This window comes from Streptomyces apocyni (genome assembly GCF_009739465.1).
Classification (GTDB): Bacteria; Actinomycetota; Actinomycetes; order Streptomycetales; family Streptomycetaceae; genus Streptomyces; species Streptomyces apocyni.
The window spans coordinates 1-16,386 of the sequence record NZ_WHOM01000076.1 but is presented as its reverse complement, the minus strand read 5'-3'; the positions used below and the strand labels follow the sequence as shown (position 1 = coordinate 16,386).

The following is a 16,386-nucleotide window of genomic DNA, read 5'->3' as shown; positions in this document are numbered from 1 at the left end:
GTCCCGGGCTTGCGGTCTGTTCCTCAGTCCCCGGCTTGCGGTTCGGCCCTGCGGGTGAAGAGCAGGTCGTGTACGACGTGCCCCTTGTCCAGGCCCTGGCCCTCGAAGCGGGTGAGCGGCCGGAAGTCCGGGCGGGGCGCGTAGCCGCCGTCCTCCTGGGTGTTCTCGAAGTCGGGGTGCGCGGTCAGCACCTCGAGCATCTGCTCGGCGTACGGCTCCCAGTCGGTCGCGCAGTGGAGCAGCGCGCCGGGCTTCAGCCGGGTCGCGGCGAGGGAGAGGAACTCCGGCTGGATGATGCGCCGCTTGTGGTGCCGCTTCTTGGGCCACGGGTCGGGGAAGTAGACGCGCAGCCCGTCCAGGGACTCGGGCGCTAGCATCTCGCGGAGCAGGATGATCGCGTCGCCGTTGGCCACCCGGATGTTGGTCAGACCGTTTTGGTCCGCCAGACCGAGCAGGTTGCCCTGCCCCGGGGTGTGCACATCGACGGCGAGAATCCCGGTCTCCGGGTCGTCGGCCGCCATCTGCGCGGTGGCCTCGCCCATGCCGAAGCCGATCTCCAGGACGACAGGGAGACCGTCGAACAGGTCATCGAGGTCGAGCGTGCGCTTCCCGTCGATGTCCAGGCCCCACTTCGGCCACAGCCGTCGCAGGGCCTCGCCCTGGCCCGTGGTCACCCGGCTGCGGCGCGGCTGGAAGCTCCGGATGCGCCGCTCGTGGTGCGAGCCGGCGGGGTCGGGTGCGGGGCCACCGGGGAAGCGGGGCTCGCCCTTGGGGCGGGAGGCGGGAGAAGGCGAGGACTCAGACACAATGCCCAGATTTTACGACCAAATCTGATCCGGTCCGGCGATCGGGGGGCCTACCACCCACCCGGGACCCCGCCCCAGCCCACGTCGGCCTCGGGTCACGTCCGCCCCGCGCTCCCCAGCGCGCCCCGCTGCGGCGCGATCCCCGCGGGGACCGCCCGACTGCGGGCGGGCGTGCCCGTCCAGCAGGTGCCGCGCCGAGAGAGCAGCCGCCGCAGCCACAGCTCCGTGGAGACCAGCTCCGCGAGGCCGTCCACGGGCAGCGCCGCACCCTCGGCGGCCGCCCGCAGGGCCTTCCGTACGACCCGGGCCTCCACCAGGCCCGCCTGGGCCAGCAGCGGCGCGCCGAAGAGGTCGACCAGCTCGTCGACGGCGACCCGGAGCCCGGTGCTCACGGCCGCCGCGGACGAGGCGTGCGAGGTGGCGCCCCAGCCGGGCGGCAGGTCGGTGACCCCGGCGCCCTCCAGGACCGTACGGAGGATGTCCGCCCGCGCACCCGGCCGTACCCGCAGCGCCTCGGGCAGGGCCCGGCAGGCGCGTACGACCTGGTTGTCCAGGAACGGCGCGTGCAGCCGCTGGGAGCGGACTTCGGCGGCCTGTTCCAGGACCCGCAGATCCGCGGCGTACCGCGCCAGCCCGGCACGCGCGCGTAGCTCGCCGGGGTGCTGCCCCGGGCCTGGTCCTGGCCGGGTCGCCGCCTGTTCCAGACGAACCGATACTTCAGCGAGCGCCTCACCTGTGAGCCAGCGCGCGGCCGGTCCAGGCCTGGCCCAGGTGAGGGCGGCGAGCGAGGCCCCCACCGCGCCCGGCGGCTCCTCGAAGCGGCCGTCCCGCAGGCGCAGCGCGGCGTCCCCGATGCCGGAGCGGTACGACGTACGGGCCAGGCGCCGCGCGGCCGCGTACACCTTGCCGGGGACCAGGACCGAGCCCTCGGCCTTGGCGAGCGCCGCGACCGGGCGCACCAGATGGCGGCGGCGCCGGTCCATCAACAGGTCGGCCAGGCGGGCCGGGTGGGCGTCCAGGACCTGCCGGGCGCCACTGCCGGTGAAGTGGTCGGCGCTGCCGGCGGCGAGCCGGGCCCGGTGCCGTCCGGCCAGCACCAGCGAGGGTCCTGGCTCGTCCGTCAGCGGGCCGTCGAGGTCGGCGTACGGGAGGGTCTCCTCGCCGCCGGTGACGACGACGTGGTGCAGCCGAGGGTTGGCCGCGAGCGCCCCGGCGCGCTCCAGTTCGGCCTCGCGGCCGCTGGTCGCCAGGTCGTTGAAGGTGACGGCGAGCAGCCGCTCCCCCGCGCCCGTGCCATGCCCGAGCACGGTGCCGGGCAGCCCCGGCAGGCCCGCGGCGAGCAGCGCGAGCGTCGCGGAGGCGGGGCCTCCGGAAAGGTCGGCGCCGATACCGGGCACCGGCATCCGGGGGGCACGCCGCTCGGCGGGGCCCATGCCGGGCACCGGGCCCGGATCGATGTCCGGAACATGGCGCGGGGCGGCCAGACGAGTGCGCACCGCCTCCACGAGCGCGTCACGCACGCCGTCCACGGCGCGCATCGCCTCCATCTGGGGCGCCGCGACGGCGAGCGATGCGACCGGCTCATACCCCGCGATCTCCCGTGCGCCGTCGCGCAGGATCAGCGCATGCGCCGGCGGAATGCGCCGTACGCCGACATAAGGCGTCGAGTCGCGCAGCGCCTCAGGTACGTCGGGACAGGCGAGCAGCGCCGCGAGGTGCCCGATGTCGAGCTGCGCCTCGATGAGGTCGGCGAGCGGGAGCGCCGCCGTCGCGTACGCCGTGCCGTCCGCCCAGGGGGTGTAGAAGACGGGCCGCGCGCCCGCCAGGTCGCCGGCGATGGTGACCCGTCGCCCCACCTGGACGACGGCCGTGTAACTCCCTGACCAGGTGGTCAGATGCCTGAGCGCCCCGCCGCGCGCCGCCAGCAGGCCAAGCCGGAGCTGCTCGTCGCTGGCGCCGCAGGTGCCGAGTACGGCGATCCGGGTCCGCGGGTCGGCCTGGACGACGCGCACCTCGTCGGCGCGCCAGTCCCCGACCGCCCAGAGCGGGTCGGGGTCGCCCCAGAGCAGCTGGGAGCCCACCGGGTGCAGGGTGCCCTGGTCACCGCCGCCTACGCTGCCGTTACTTCCGTTGGCGCCGTCGAAACCGAGGGTCCCGGGCGCCTTCGCGGTGGTACAACTCCACCCCACCAACCACCGCATCGCCGCCTCCACAGGCTGTGGACAAAACAGAGCACCGAAGTAGTTCGGGACCATGCTGCCACGAAGGAGGCGTACGAGAGCGACTCCGGGGCCGTAAGAGCGCAGCACAATGCGCCCCGGAAGCGGACGAGTTGGCACGCCCGGCCACCCTGACAGGTGACTCGGGGGCCAGCCGGGCCCGGCCGGGCCAGCGAGGGCCAGCAGAGGGACCGATGCTTTTCAGCCATTTCGGCCGCTGGATGGTCACTGCGCGGTCCGGGAGGCGGGGTTCACCTCCCGGACCGGTCCGCCGCCCGCGGGGATGTAGGCGGCGGCGTCCCCCAGCCCACTGGATCCAGTGTGCAGTGGGCCGACCCACGCGTTGCCATGGAAGCGTCAGCGAAGTGGCCGGAGAAGAGCGCACGGACGGGCGCACGGCCACACGCCCGGAGCACAGCCGGGCTCGACGGGCCCGCTGTACAGACAACAATCCCGCCATCCGGAACCTGCCCCTTAACGCTTGGGATTCGGCGAACTACGCTGGGTTTACGAATGCCGCGTGGTTATGCCCCCGCGGCAGCCGTCTGTGTCGAGGGGTGGCGCATGTCCAGGGAGCAACGCGGGCCGAACGACAAACTCGGCGCCGTTCTCGCCCTCGCGGGAATCAGCAATGCGGGACTCGCCCGACGGGTCAACGACCTCGGCGCACAACGTGGGTTGACCCTTCGCTACGACAAGACCTCGGTGGCCCGTTGGGTCTCCAAGGGCATGGTGCCGCAGGGTGCGGCCCCACACCTCATCGCCGCCGCGATCGGCCAGAAGCTGGGCAGGCCGGTGCCGTTGCACGAGATAGGGCTCGCGGACGCCGACCCCGCGCCCGAGGTGGGACTGGCCTTCCCGCGCGACGTGGGAGCCGCGGTCCGGTCGGCGACCGACCTCTACCGGCTCGACCTGGCGGGGCGGCGCGGCGGTGGGGGGATCTGGCAGTCGCTGGCCGGTTCCTTCGCGGTCAGCGCATATGCCACGCCCGCCTCCAGATGGCTGATTACGCCCGCTGACAGCTCGGTCGAGCGCACCCTCGACAGCGTCGGTGACACCGACAGCAGCACATCAGCCGGTGAGGCACCGCTCAAAGTCGGCCACAGCGATGTGCGGAAGCTACGCGAGGCCGCGCAGGACGCCCGCCGCTGGGACTCCAAGTACGGCGGTGGCGACTGGCGTTCCTCGATGGTCCCGGAGTGCCTGCGGGTCGAGGCGGCGCCCCTGCTGCTCGGCTCGTACACGGACGAAGTGGGCCGCGCGCTCTTCGGGGCGACGTCCGAACTCACCCGGCTCGCTGGGTGGATGGCGTTCGATACCGGCCAGCAGGAGGCGGCGCAGCGCTACTACATCCAGGCGCTGCGGCTGGCCAGGGCGGCGGCCGATGTGCCGCTGGGCGGCTATGTGCTGGCCACCATGTCCTTACAGGCCACGTACCGCGGCTTCGGGGACGAGGGCGTCGATCTCGCGCAGGCCGCGCTCGAACGCAACCGTGGCCTGGCCACCGCCCGCACGATGAGCTTCTTCCGGCTCGTCGAGGCACGCGCCCACGCGCGCGCCGGTGACGCCGTCGCCGCGGGGGCCGCGCTCAAGGCGGCCGAGGGCTGGCTGGAGCGAGCCAGGGACGGCGACGCCGACCCACCCTGGCTGGGCTTCTACTCCTACGACCGCTTCGCGGCTGACGCGGCCGAGTGCTACCGCGACCTGAAGGCGCCACGCCAGGTCCGCCGCTTCACCGAGCAGGCCCTGTCCCGCCCCACCGAGGAGTTCGTCCGCTCGCACGGGCTGCGCCTGGTGGTGTCGGCCGTGGCCGAACTGGAGTCGGGGAACCTGGACGCGGCGTGTGCGCAGGGGCTGCGGGCGGTCGAGGTCGCGGGCCGTATCTCATCGGCGCGCACGACGGAGTACGTACGGGATCTGCTGCACCGCCTCGAACCGCACGGCGACGAGCCGCGGGTCATGGAGCTGCGCGAGCGGGCGCGGCCTTTGCTGATGACCCCGGCGTAGGCCGCGTCAGGCAGCCGCGTCCGGCAGCCGCGTCAGCGTGGGTGCCTCCCGGGTGTGGGTTTGAGGGCATTGTCAGTGGCGCAGTGCACTATGCAGACCTGGGAGGTGATCCGTGATGAGGAAGAGCGTGTATGACGCCGATGTGCTGGTGGTCGGGGGCGGGATCGTCGGTCTTTCGACGGCGTACGCGCTGTCCCGCGCCGTGCCCGGGACACGGGTGACGGTGCTGGAGAAGGAGGCGGGCCCCGCCCGGCACCAGACCGGGCGTAACAGCGGAGTGATCCACAGCGGTGTGTACTACCGCCCCGGGTCGCTGAAGGCCGACTTCGCGGTGCGCGGAGCGGCCGAGCTGGTCAAGTTCTGCGCCGAGTACGGCATCCCCCACGCGGTCACCGGAAAGCTGATCGTCGCCACCGACCGCGCCGAGCTACCGCGCCTGCACGCCCTGGTGCAGCGCGGCCGGGAGAACGGCATTCCGGTACGCGAGCTGGGCCCCGCGCAGATCGCGGAGTACGAGCCACAGGTGCGCGGGCTCGCCGGAATCCACGTCGGCACGACGGGCGTGTGCGACTTCGCCGCGGTCGCCGCGCAGCTGGCCGAGACCTCGGGGGCGGACATCCGGTACGGCGCGGAGGTCACCGCCATCGACCGCCGCCCGGACCGCGGCGTCGCGGTCCGCACCGCCGACGGCGCGGTGCTCCGCGCACGGGTCCTGGTCAACTGCGCGGGCCTCTACTGCGACCGCCTCGCCCGCCTCGCCGGGGACGACCCCGGCATGCGCATCGTCCCCTTCCGGGGCGAGTACTACGAGCTCACCCGCCCCGAACTCGTACGCGGCCTGGTGTACCCCGTCCCGGACCCGGCCTTCCCCTTCCTGGGCGTGCACCTCACCCGGGGCATCGACGGCACCGTCCACCTCGGCCCCAACGCCGTGCCCGCACTCGCCCGCGAGGGCTACGCCTGGTCGGCGCTGCGCCCCCGAGAGCTGGCCGGCACCCTCACCTGGCCTGGCTCCTGGCGGATAGCCAGACACCACTGGCGCTACGGCGCCGGGGAGCTGCGCCGCTCCCTCTCCAAGGAGGCCTTCGCCTCAGCGGTACGACGGCTACTCCCCGCAGTGACCGCCGACGACCTGCGCCCCGCACCGGCAGGAGTCCGGGCACAAGCCGTCCTCCGCGACGGCACCCTCGCCGACGACTTCCTCTTCCACGAGTCCCCCCGCACAGTCCACGTCCTGAACGCCCCGTCCCCCGCGGCCACGGCATCGCTTCCCATCGGCCGCGAGGTGGCCCGACGCGCTCTGGCGGCGTTGGGGTGAAACGGGATCGCCGGGCTCACCGCACCACGACGCGGTCCCCGGTCGACGTCGAGGGTCCGCTTGTGGTGTTGCCGTAGTAGCGCCAGCGCCATGTGCCCGACGTACCGGCCTTCACCGTCGTCCTGAGCGCACCCGAGCTGTTCGCGTACACCTTCTTCACCGTGGTGTAGGACGTGGCGCCCACGGGCTTGAACTGCAGGCTCACCTTCCGACCCCCGTACGAGGCGTACTTGCGGGTCTCCCAGTTCGCCCGCGTGACCTTGCCCGTCACGGTGATGGTCTTCCCCTTCTTCACCGGTTCGGGGGACGCGTTGACCTTCAGGCGGGTGTTCCGCTTGACGTAGACCGTGAGGTTCTCGTTATCGGCGTCGTGGCCGTCGCCCACGAAATACACACGGGCCGCGGTCTTCCAGGCGCCGGCGTCCTTGTTCCGCATGCTGTACTCACTCGGGTCGAGGTACAGCGTCTCGTTGAAGTCGCAGACGTTCCTGCTCACGGTGATGCAGTCGCTGGTCTCGATGGCGTGCCACAGTTCGTCGCCCGAGTCGAGCTTCCCGCGGTACGGGAACACCATCGGACTTTCCCACCTCAGGGTGGTCGACATACGGAAGGACGCGGGCACCGCGACCTCCTTCGATATCCCGACCACGATCGGCTTGCCGCCATTCACCTTGACCCGAGTGAACGCGACACCGTTCTCGGCAGCCCCGGCCGGCACCGCCGCGACCGCAGTGAACACCGCGGCCGCCCCGCCGGCCACGGCGACTCTCCACGCCTTCTTCCCCACTTGATCCCCGATCTCCCCTACGGCAACGCGCCGTGCGCACTGTCAGATGCCGGAGTCGTACCCTCCGGCATCTGACAGACAGATGAGATCCACCCGGAGTTGTACGCCCATAGATCACGGTTCGGCCACGCTGCTAACCGCAGCTGATCCGAGACTGAGCCCAGGTCACAAGCGCCACCCGGTCAAGCGGGGTATCCGGCTCGACGACCAGCCGCAGGGTTTTCCGCCCGGTCAGGTTCACCCGGACCGGCACCGCGGGGTCGCCGCCCCGGATCAGCTGTGACTGCCAGAGCCGCGCCCCGTCCGCGTACACCGAGAAGCGCACCGCGCCCAGGCCGTGCATCAGGTCGTCCACGCCGACCAGCGCGTCGTACGACGTGCAGCTGCGATTGAGGTCGATGGTGACCGACGAGTCCCCGTGCACGGTTGCCCCGTGCCCGTACTGCGTCCCCCCGACCGACACGCCGGAGCGCTGCCACAGCCAGGTCGACTCGGTGAGGCGTACCTCCGGCTTGGTGCCGTCGCCCCAGACGCCGTAGTCGAGCCGGTTGACCTGGTAGACCTCCGGCGCGGGGGGCGGCGGAGGGGGTGGAGTCGGGGTTGGTGTGGGGGTGGGCGTGGGAGTCGGTGTTGGTGTTGGTGTGGGCGTAGGCGAAGGAGTGGGGGTTGGTGTGGGTTTGGGGGGAGTCGGGGTTGGTGTGGGCGTGGGAGTCGGCGTTGGGGTCGGCTTGGGGGGCGGCGCTAGCGGTGCCGGGGTCGGCGAAGGTGAAGGAGAGGGCGAGGGGGAGGGAGAAGGTACCGGGATCTGCGGCACTATCGGCTGGGAGACCGGTGGTGTCGCCTTGGCCTCCGGCTCTGGTTTCTCGCTGCCGCCCGTGAGGGCGAGCGCCATCGCCACTCCGGCCGCTACCACCACACCCGCCGCGATACCGGCCTTCGCCGGGGCGCCCAGCCCCTCAGCGGCAGCGCCGCCACCCGCGCCACCGCCCCCCGCCGCGGCAGCCGCGCCAGCGCCCGCCGCGCCCGCGACGCCACCGCCCACGATCCCGGCCGCCTTCGCCGAGTACGCGGCCGCACCGAACCAACCGATGACCGCGACCGGTACGACTCCGGGGATTCCGCTGGCGAGGTCTTTGATCTGACCGGCCGCGAGGCGGCACTTGGCGCAGTCCTCCAGATGCTTACGCAGCCCACGCTCGGCCCGCGAACGCAGCCGCCCCCGGGCATACGCGCCGAGCCGGTCCGCGTACCGCGAGCATGCGTCGTCGGAGGCGAGCGTGCCGCTCACATGGGCCTGTAGGTAGGCCTGCTTGAGCCCCTCCCGGGCCCGGCTGGCCAGCTGCGCGGTGGCGTTGGGTGAGGCGTGCCCGAAGAGCGGGGCGACCTCGCTCAGCGGGTCGTCCTCGACCTCGGTGTGCCACAGGACGGCCTGCCACTCCTCGGAGAGACTGCGGAAGGCCTGCATGACCATGGAACGCTCGGCCTCATGCATGGCCATGACATCCGCACCGAGGTCGAGACCCGCCCCGAGGGAGCCGCCCGAGACCTTGTCGTCGGACACCTCGGTCGAGCGCGCGGCCTGCGCCGCGAACACGGCGAAGTCCTCGACCAGTTGCTCCCGTTTCGTGGACTGTGTCCAGTTTGCCGCGACGCGCCGTACCGTGGTCAGCAGATAGGCGCGCACCGCGTGCTCGGGCCCGGAACCGCGGCGTACCGCCTGGAGCATGCGCGCGAAGACCTCGGAGGCGAGGTCGTCCGCGGTGTGCGCGTCCCGGCAGCAGGTCCGCGCATAGCGGCGCACCGCCTCCGCGTGCCGCCGGTAGAGCTCCTCGTACGCGGAGTCGTCGCCGCCCCGCATCCGGGCGATGAGGTCGGCGTCGGCCGCCGGGGCATCGGTGCTGGTCAGTAGTTCGTCGGCGAGTGTCGGGTCGCTGGTGTCCCGCTGCGGAGGCACACTCGGCTCGGCACCACGAGCGCTACCAGCGCCACCAGCACCCCCGAGGGACCCGGACGGGCCGCCCTGGCTTGGTACCTGCCGAGGGGGCAGCCCGCCGGACTCCGTACCGCCACCGCCGGAGAGCGGCTCGTCCTGCCCGTCAACGCCCATAGCGCGAAGCCCCCGCAACACTCAGACCCAACACGCGGGAAAGAGTGTCATACGCAGCGACTCCGCAAGAGTCTCAGGACCGGCAACCACTCATCCGGGGTGAGTTCGAGAAACCCCGCACCACCATTCACTCATTCGGGGCCAGGGCCTGTCCGGCGGGCGGATCACGGTCGGGGCCGCGACGCCAGGCCCCGCGCGCCGCTACACCGGCCGCGACCGCAGCCCCTCCAGCAGAATGTCCAGCAGCCGCGTCGAAGCGGCCGCCTGCTGCGCAGGGTCCGGCAGCGAAGGCGCCGCCGTGGCGATCACCAGCAGTACGTCGGACACCGTCACGTCCGTACGCAGCTCACCCGCCTCCCGCGCCCGGTCCACCAGCCTGCCGACCACATCGAGCAGCGCCCCGGCCCCCGCGTCGTCGGGACCCGCGACAGCCGAAGGCCCAGCCACGTCATCCAACGCCGAACGCTGCTCGACCAGCCGCAGCTCCGGGTGCGCCCCGGGACTCCGCTGCTGCGGCACCCGCGCCTCGTCAGCCCCGCCCTCAGCCCCACCCGCAGCGCCGGTAGCTCCCGCCGCACCCGAAGGCTCGTCGGCCACCCCCACCCGCAGTACCTGCGGAGGCAGCAGCCGCCCCGCCCCCGAAGCCACCGAGATCCGCAGGAAGCGCGCCAGCGCCGACCACGGCTCGTCCTCCTGGCCCAGCGCGGCCCGCGCCTGCTCGGTCAGCCGGGAGGTCTCCTCCTCGGCGATCCGCCGCACCAGTACGTCCTTACTCGGGAACCGCCGGTACACCGTGCCGACCCCGACCCGCGCCCGCCGCGCCACGTCCTCCATCGGAGCGCCGTAACCCAGCTCGCCGAACACCTCGCGGGCAGCCCGCAGGACATGCTCGAGATTGCGCTGCGCGTCGACGCGCAGCGGCGTCGTACGCGCGCTGTCCCCCGCGCCGCTTCCCGGCCCGTTCCCCAGCCCGTGCTCAGGCCCATTCGCTGGGCCGTTCTCTGGTCCGCTTCCCAGCCCGTCAGACGCTGCGACGGCCGATGTGGAAGCCCAATGAGAATCCTGAATGTGCATAAGTTCCCCCGGTAATGACGTCTCCCCCCGGAGACCTTCCCCGCCTTGGCAGCCGGAGCGCAAGGAGCTTCGGACACACGCATCCCCCACACCCCGACGACACACGAACATAGTTGAGCCGGAGTCAATTCAGAAGAGGCCAGTTCCGCACAGTGCGCCCCTCGATCGGAGTACGCACCGATTCCACCCTGAATGCCCCCCTGCTCATCAGGCCTGAATCGTACGCTGACCTGCGGATCTTCCTCAGGTATCGGGGAGTGTGGCCGACCACTTGCCGAAGCTCTTCCCGTCATACAAAGCGTCGGGCCTGTGGACAAACGCGCGGCTCCGGTGCGTCATGGACAGGTGAAGGCCGCATCCTCCCCAGAGTCGTCGCCAGAGGGCACCTCCGAAACGCCCCGTGTCCCCAGCGTCCCCAGCGTCCGCGTACTCATCGTCGGCGGTGGCTACGTCGGGCTCTATACCGCGCTGCGCCTACAGAAGAAACTCAAACCCGAGCTCAAGCGCGGCGAGGTCGAGATCGTCGTCGTGACCCCCGAGCCGTACATGACGTATCAGCCGTTTCTGCCCGAGGCGGCGGCCGGAAACATCTCACCGCGCCATGTCGTCGTGCCCCTGCGCCGCGTCCTGGACCGCTGCAAGGTCGTCATCGGCGAGGTCAGGAAGATCGACCACGGCAAGCACACCGCGACCCTCACCACGCTCGCCACCGAAGAGGAGGGCACGGGCCCCGTCGAGCTGTCGTACGACGAACTCGTGCTGGCCCCCGGCTCCATCTCGCGCACCCTCCCGATCCCCGGCCTCGCCGACCACGCCATCGGCTTCAAGACCGTCGAGGAGGCCATCGGCCTGCGCAACCACGTACTCGAACAGCTGGACATCGCCTCCTCGACCCGCGACCCGGCCGTCCGCGACGCGGCCCTCACCTTCGTCTTCGTGGGCGGCGGCTACGCGGGCGTGGAGGCGCTCGCCGAACTGGAGGACATGGCGCGCTACGCCACGCGCTACTACCACAACCTCCGCGCCGAGGACATGAAGTGGATGCTCGTGGAGGCATCCGACCGCATCCTCCCCGAGGTCGGCGAGTCGATGGGCCGGTACACCATTCGGGAGCTGCGCGGCCGCAACATCGACGTACGCCTGCGCACCCGCCTGGACTCCTGCGAGGGCCGCGTCGCCGTCCTCAGCGACGGCGGCCGCTTCCCCGCCCGTACGCTCGTGTGGACCGCGGGCGTCAAACCGCACCCGGTACTGGCCGCCACCGATCTGCCCCTGGACGAGCGCGGCCGACTCAAGTGCACCCCCAAGCTCACGATCGACGGCACTACGCGCGCGTGGGCGGCAGGCGACGCCGCCGCGATCCCCGACCTCACGGCCGACGAGGACGGCGAGGACGGCAAGGGTGGCGAGGACAGCAAGGGCGGCAGGGGCGGCAAGGAGTGCGCGCCCAACGCGCAGCACGCCGTACGCCAGGCCAAGACGCTCGGGGACAACATCGTCGCCTCACTGCACGGCAAGCCCCTGAAGGACTACGCCCACTCCTACGCGGGCTCGGTGGCCTCACTCGGACTGCACAAAGGCGTCGCACACGTCTACGGGCGCAAGCTGAAGGGCTACCCTGCGTGGTTCATGCACCGCGTGTACCACCTCAGCAGGGTGCCCACGTTCAACCGGAAGGCCCGGGTACTGGCCGAATGGACCCTGTCCGGACTCTTCAAGCGCGAGATCGTCTCCCTCGGTTCACTCGAACACCCCCGGGCGGAGTTCGAACTCGCGGCCGGGGGCGCCCGACCGAAGGACCCGAAGGGGTCGAACTGACCGACCCCGGGAACTCCCTCCCCGGCAACGGCGTCTGACGGATGTCAGTCCGGTCGGCCAGACTGGTCCACGACCCCGGTGGGCCCCACCACGACAGTCCCCCGACCCTGAGGCCCGCCCGTCCCGTACGGCTGCCGACGACAACCCACACCGCCCCAGAAGCGACACCAAGCGACAACAGAGGCCTAACGCAGTGAACTTCACGCGCTGGAGCGCCCGGCTCCCCGGAACGCAGCGTCGCGCCGCAGCGCGGTCCGACAGCGGCTCGGTGCCCGCGGCCCGCGCCGAGCAACTGTCGGACCAGGCCGGGCCGCCCCCACCGTCCGTCGAGGCCCTGCCGGTCCGCGAGATCCTCGACCGCGTCCCCGCCCTGGTCGCCCTGGTACACGGCCCCGAGCACCGCATCGCGTACGTCAACGACGCCTACGCCACCGCCTTCGGCCCCCGCCGCGTCGGCGACCAAGCCCAGGAAGCCCTGCCCGAACTGGGCGAACTCGGCCTGCTGACCCTGCTCGACCAGGTCCTGCGCAGCTCCAAGCCCCGTACGGTCAAGTCCCGCAAGGTCCCCGGCGGCCGCTCCTACACGTTCACCTGCACCCCCGTCACGGTCCCCCTGGGGGACCGCGCCGACGCCCCGTCCGAGGGCGGCGTCCTCCTCTTCGCCACGGACGTCACCGACCACGCCGAGGCCGCCGAGCGGCTGCGCGCCAGCGAACGCCGTCACCGCGAGGCCGCCGTCACCCTCCAGCGGTCCTTGCTCCCCCAGGAACTGGAAGAGCCGGACGACCTGCGGATCGCCGCCACCTACCAACCGGGCGGCACGGACGCCGCCGTAGGCGGCGACTGGTACGACGTGATCACCCTGGGCGGCGGCCGCACCGCCCTGGTCATCGGAGACGTCATGGGCCGTGGCGTGCGCGCCGCCGCCGTCATGGGCCAGCTCCGCACAGCCGTCCGCGCGTACGCCCGACTGGACCTCCCGCCCCACGAGGTCCTGCAACTACTCGACGGACTCGCCGCCGAGATCGACGCCAGCCAGATCGCCACCTGTGTGTACGCGATCCACGACCCGGCGGAAGGCAGCCTCGCCTACGCCTCCGCGGGCCACCTGCCGATCCTCGTACGCGACGAGAACGGCGCCCTGCACCGCGGCGAGGAACCCACCGGGCCGCCACTCGGCACCGGCGGCTGGCTGCACGCCTCAGGATCGGTGCCCTTCCCGCCCGGCTCCACCGCCGTCCTCTACACCGACGGCCTCGTCGAGCGGCGCGGCGAGGACATCGACCAGGGCGTCGAGGCACTGGAGACCGCCCTGTCCGGCGCCACCGGAACCCCCCAGGTGGTCTGCGACCGCCTGATCCGCGCCCTGGGCGTCACCGCCGCACACGACGACGACGTAGCCGTCCTGGTCCTCCAGAACCCCGCACGCAGCGGCCCCGACGCCGAGCTCTTCCGTGGCGCCGCGCTCGACCTGCTCGGCGGCGTCGAGGCGGCCCCACGCGGGCGTGCCTTCGCCTCCGGGGTGCTGACCAGCTGGCGCTTCTCGCCGGAACTGCACGACCTGGGCGTTCTGGCCGCCAGCGAACTGGTCGCCAACTCCCTCCAGCACGGCGTTCCGCCGATGCGCCTCAAACTGCGCCGCACCGATCGCCGCCTGATCATCGAGGTCACCGACGGCGACGACCACCTTCCGCGCCGCCGCCGCGCCGAACCAGCCGACGAGGCGGGCCGGGGCATCTCCATCGTCGCCACGATCGCCTCGACCTGGGGCTCGCGCCGTACGCCGGGCGGCGGCAAGGCGGTCTGGTGCGAGTTCGCGCTACGAGACTGAAGCCGGAGCCGGAGCCGGAGCCGGAGCCGGAGCCGGAACCGGAACCGGAACCGGGCCCGGAACCGGAACCGACTGCTCCTGTACCCGCGCCCGCTCCCGAGCCCGGTACGGCGAGTCCTGCGCAGCGCTCAGCCGCCGCCCCATCCGCATTGCCAGCACGGTAATCCCGAGCGAGAACAACACGAACGTCACGATGTACGGCCCATGCAGCGTGGCGCCCATCGGCCCGCCCACCGCGGGCCCCACCGCCAACGCCAACTGCTTCACCAGCGCGAAAGCGGAGTTGTACTGCCCGACCATCCCGTCCGGCGCCAGGTCGACCACCAGCGGCGCCACCGTCGGCGAGAGCATCGACTCCCCGATCCCGAACAGCGCGTACGTCGAGATGAACGCGGCCGTGGCCATCGCCTGGCTGCCGTGCCCCAGCCCCGCGTACCCGGCCGCGAGCCACGCGACCGCCCAGATCACGCCGACCAGGGCGATCACCCGCGACCGCCGCCGCCGCTCGACGAAGCGGAGCACGACGAACTGCGCCAGCACGATCGCCCCCGTGTTGGCGGCCAGCGCGATTCCGAGCGTCGACGGCGAGATCCCGGCCGCCTCCACCCCGTACGCGGAGAGCCCGGACTCGAACTGCCCGTAGCAGGCGAAGAAGACCACGAAGCCCAGGACGGACAGCTGCACCATGGCCCGGTTGCCGACCAGCTGCCGCCAGCCGCCCTTGGCCTGCGGCTTGACGTCACCGATACGCGGCTGCCGAGGCAGCCGTACGGTCGCCATCACCGCAACCAGCACCAGGAACATGGCCGCCTCGATGGCGAAGAGCAGCGTGAAGTCACCCGGCCGCTGCCGCTTCACGATCTGGCCGCCGATCAGCCCACCGATGCCAAGTCCCAGGTTCTGCAGAAAGAACTGCATGGCGAAGGCCCGCGTCCGCGTCTCCGCGGTCGAGCACTCGACGATCATCGTGGCCAGAGCGGGCTGCATCACCGCCTGCCCCGCGCCCAGCGTCGCGGCCGACACCAGCACCAGCTCGGGACTGCTGGCGAGCCCCAGGCTCAGCGCACCGACGGCGGCGGTCACCAGGGCGGCGAGCAGTACGGGCAGCGGACCCCGCCGGTCGACAGCGCGACCGGTGAACGGCAGCACGACCAGCGCCGCGACCGCGAACGCGGCCAGCACCAGACCGGCCGTCGTAGGACCCAGACCCCTCACCTGCGCCACGTAGACGTACAGGAACGGGACGGTAAAACCGAGCCCGAACGCACTGAGTGCGTTGCCTACGTGGATCCGGCGCATCGCGGCGCCCATCGCCCTGGTCACGTTCACCTACCTCAACTTAACTATGAAGACTTCGACCCTAAACTTCGAAGCTAAAGACTAAGGCGCCGAGGTCTTTAATGCAAAGCGACTGCATGCGATACTCGCCGCATGGTCGACACCCCCAGCCCCAGGGAGCCGTCTCCCAAGGACCCCTCTGCCAAGGAGCCCAAGGAGCCCAAGGAGCCCAAGGAGTCGTCTCCCGAGGAGCCGACTCTCGAAGAGCAGATCGCCGCCTACCAGCGAGAGTTCAAGGACCTGGACCCCCAGGTAGAGCAGGTCGTCTCGGCCCTCGGGCGGCTCCACCGCCGGATGAACGTCGCCTACGGCCGCCAGACCGCGACCCTCGGCATCAGCAACGCCGAGTGGGAGGTACTCAAGGGCCTGGTCCTCTCCGGCGCCCCCTACCGCCTCGGCCCGGGCGAACTCGCCAAGAGCCTCTGCCTCACCCCGGCCGCCATGACCCACCGCATCGACCGCATGGTCACGGAGGGCCTGGTCACCCGGGAGCGGGACGAGACCAACCGAGTCCGCGTGATCATTGAGCTCACGGACGCGGGTCGCGAGAAGTGGCTGGAGGCGATGCGTCTCGCCACGGTCTTCGAGGAGGAGCTCCTCCAGGACCTCTCCGACGAGGAGCGCGGGGCGCTCGGCGAGATGCTGACCCGCTTGCTGCGCAGGGTCGAAGAGAGTTGACACGCCCCCTGCGGGCCCGTAAGGTTCTTCGAGTTGTCGCGGGGCCGTAACGGTTCTGCGACAGCCACTTCGCCGCAGATGCGGCAACCCAACTCTGCACGATCTCCCACCGGGATGAATTTCGGCATGCCGAAATTCGAACTGACTGACTCGATTATGAGTCAGGGAAGAAAGCCGCTAGAGTTTGGGACGTCGGAACGGCCCAACAGCCGGGAAGACAAGCCCCGCTGACTGGGGGTCAGGCCCGAAAGGATCTGATAGAGTCGGAGCCGCCGGAAAGGGAAACGCGAAAGCGGGAACCGGAAAGGCACCGAGGAAATCGGACACGAAAGAGTCTGATAGAGTCGGAAACGCAAGAACGAAACACCGAAGGGAAGCGCCCGGAGGAAAGCCCAGGGAAACC

At 71.4% G+C, this 16,386-nt stretch carries 11 protein-coding genes; 5 read left to right on the top strand and 6 right to left on the bottom strand.

The window, feature by feature from the left end; genetic code table 11:
- Positions 1 to 23: 23 nt before the first annotated feature.
- Together trmB and GCN81_RS27545 are read right to left on the bottom strand one after the other, a co-directional pair.
- Positions 24 to 806: a tRNA (guanosine(46)-N7)-methyltransferase TrmB gene (trmB, locus tag GCN81_RS27550; protein WP_231627016.1), complete on the bottom strand. Its 783-nt coding sequence runs from the start codon at positions 804 to 806 to the stop codon at positions 24 to 26.
- 95 nt (positions 807 to 901) lie between these two features.
- The gene (locus GCN81_RS27545) at positions 902 to 3,007 is read right to left on the bottom strand and encodes an asparagine synthase-related protein (protein WP_156727294.1); all 2,106 of its coding nucleotides are present in this window, start codon (positions 3,005 to 3,007) and stop codon (positions 902 to 904) included.
- 582 nt (positions 3,008 to 3,589) lie between these two features.
- Between GCN81_RS27545 and GCN81_RS27540 the strand changes: the two genes are divergently transcribed.
- The gene (locus GCN81_RS27540; RefSeq protein WP_156727293.1) at positions 3,590 to 5,032 is read left to right on the top strand and encodes an MFS transporter; all 1,443 of its coding nucleotides are present in this window, start codon (positions 3,590 to 3,592) and stop codon (positions 5,030 to 5,032) included.
- A 115-nt stretch (positions 5,033 to 5,147) separates the two neighbouring features.
- The gene (gene lhgO, locus GCN81_RS27535) at positions 5,148 to 6,350 is read left to right on the top strand and encodes an L-2-hydroxyglutarate oxidase (protein ID WP_156727292.1); all 1,203 of its coding nucleotides are present in this window, start codon (positions 5,148 to 5,150) and stop codon (positions 6,348 to 6,350) included.
- Between the two features lie 16 nt (positions 6,351 to 6,366).
- On the opposite strand, the gene GCN81_RS27530 is transcribed toward lhgO, so the two are convergent.
- The 3 genes from GCN81_RS27530 to GCN81_RS27520 form a co-directional block, all read right to left on the bottom strand.
- On the bottom strand, positions 6,367 to 7,137 hold the full coding sequence (locus GCN81_RS27530) for a hypothetical protein (RefSeq protein ID WP_197287805.1): 771 nt from the start codon (positions 7,135 to 7,137) through the stop codon (positions 6,367 to 6,369).
- 133 nt (positions 7,138 to 7,270) lie between these two features.
- Positions 7,271 to 9,244, bottom strand: a complete 1,974-nt coding sequence (locus tag GCN81_RS27525) for a sigma-70 family RNA polymerase sigma factor (RefSeq protein ID WP_156727290.1) — start codon at positions 9,242 to 9,244, stop codon at positions 7,271 to 7,273.
- 201 nt (positions 9,245 to 9,445) lie between these two features.
- A complete protein-coding gene (locus GCN81_RS27520; protein WP_156727289.1) occupies positions 9,446 to 10,318 on the bottom strand; it encodes a TetR/AcrR family transcriptional regulator in 873 nt (290 codons plus the stop codon).
- Between the two features lie 432 nt (positions 10,319 to 10,750).
- Here GCN81_RS27520 and GCN81_RS27515 point away from each other — a divergent pair, with 432 nt between their 5' ends.
- Positions 10,751 to 12,136, top strand: a complete 1,386-nt coding sequence (locus tag GCN81_RS27515; RefSeq protein WP_231627031.1) for an NAD(P)/FAD-dependent oxidoreductase — start codon at positions 10,751 to 10,753, stop codon at positions 12,134 to 12,136.
- Positions 12,137 to 12,329: 193 nt separating this feature from the next.
- Complete coding sequence (locus GCN81_RS27510) at positions 12,330 to 13,967, top strand: ATP-binding SpoIIE family protein phosphatase (protein WP_156727288.1); 1,638 nt, start codon at positions 12,330 to 12,332, stop codon at positions 13,965 to 13,967.
- Here GCN81_RS27510 and GCN81_RS27505 read toward each other — a convergent pair.
- Positions 13,956 to 15,278, bottom strand: a complete 1,323-nt coding sequence (locus tag GCN81_RS27505; RefSeq protein ID WP_231627029.1) for an MFS transporter — start codon at positions 15,276 to 15,278, stop codon at positions 13,956 to 13,958. The two genes, GCN81_RS27510 and GCN81_RS27505, sit on opposite strands and share 12 nt — an antisense overlap.
- Positions 15,279 to 15,398: 120 nt before the next feature.
- On the opposite strand from GCN81_RS27505, the gene GCN81_RS27500 reads away from it, so the two are divergent.
- Positions 15,399 to 15,983 carry a MarR family winged helix-turn-helix transcriptional regulator gene (locus tag GCN81_RS27500; RefSeq protein ID WP_156727286.1) on the top strand — a complete coding sequence of 195 codons (585 nt, stop codon included), beginning with the start codon at positions 15,399 to 15,401 and terminating at the stop codon, positions 15,981 to 15,983.
- Positions 15,984 to 16,386 lie beyond the last annotated feature (403 nt).

Bases quoted from the DNA above. Each gene is read 5' to 3' on its own strand.
- GCN81_RS27540 (WP_156727293.1), top strand. From the start codon at position 3,590: ATGTCCAGGGAGCAACGCGGGCCGAACGACAAACTCGGCGCCGTTCTC.
- GCN81_RS27505 (WP_231627029.1), bottom strand. From the start codon at position 15,278: ATGGGCGCCGCGATGCGCCGGATCCACGTAGGCAACGCACTCAGTGCG.
- GCN81_RS27500 (WP_156727286.1), top strand. From the start codon at position 15,399: ATGGTCGACACCCCCAGCCCCAGGGAGCCGTCTCCCAAGGACCCCTCT.
- GCN81_RS27545 (WP_156727294.1), bottom strand. From the start codon at position 3,007: ATGCGGTGGTTGGTGGGGTGGAGTTGTACCACCGCGAAGGCGCCCGGG.
- lhgO (WP_156727292.1), top strand. From the start codon at position 5,148: ATGAGGAAGAGCGTGTATGACGCCGATGTGCTGGTGGTCGGGGGCGGG.
- GCN81_RS27520 (WP_156727289.1), bottom strand. From the start codon at position 10,318: ATGCACATTCAGGATTCTCATTGGGCTTCCACATCGGCCGTCGCAGCG.
- GCN81_RS27525 (WP_156727290.1), bottom strand. From the start codon at position 9,244: ATGGGCGTTGACGGGCAGGACGAGCCGCTCTCCGGCGGTGGCGGTACG.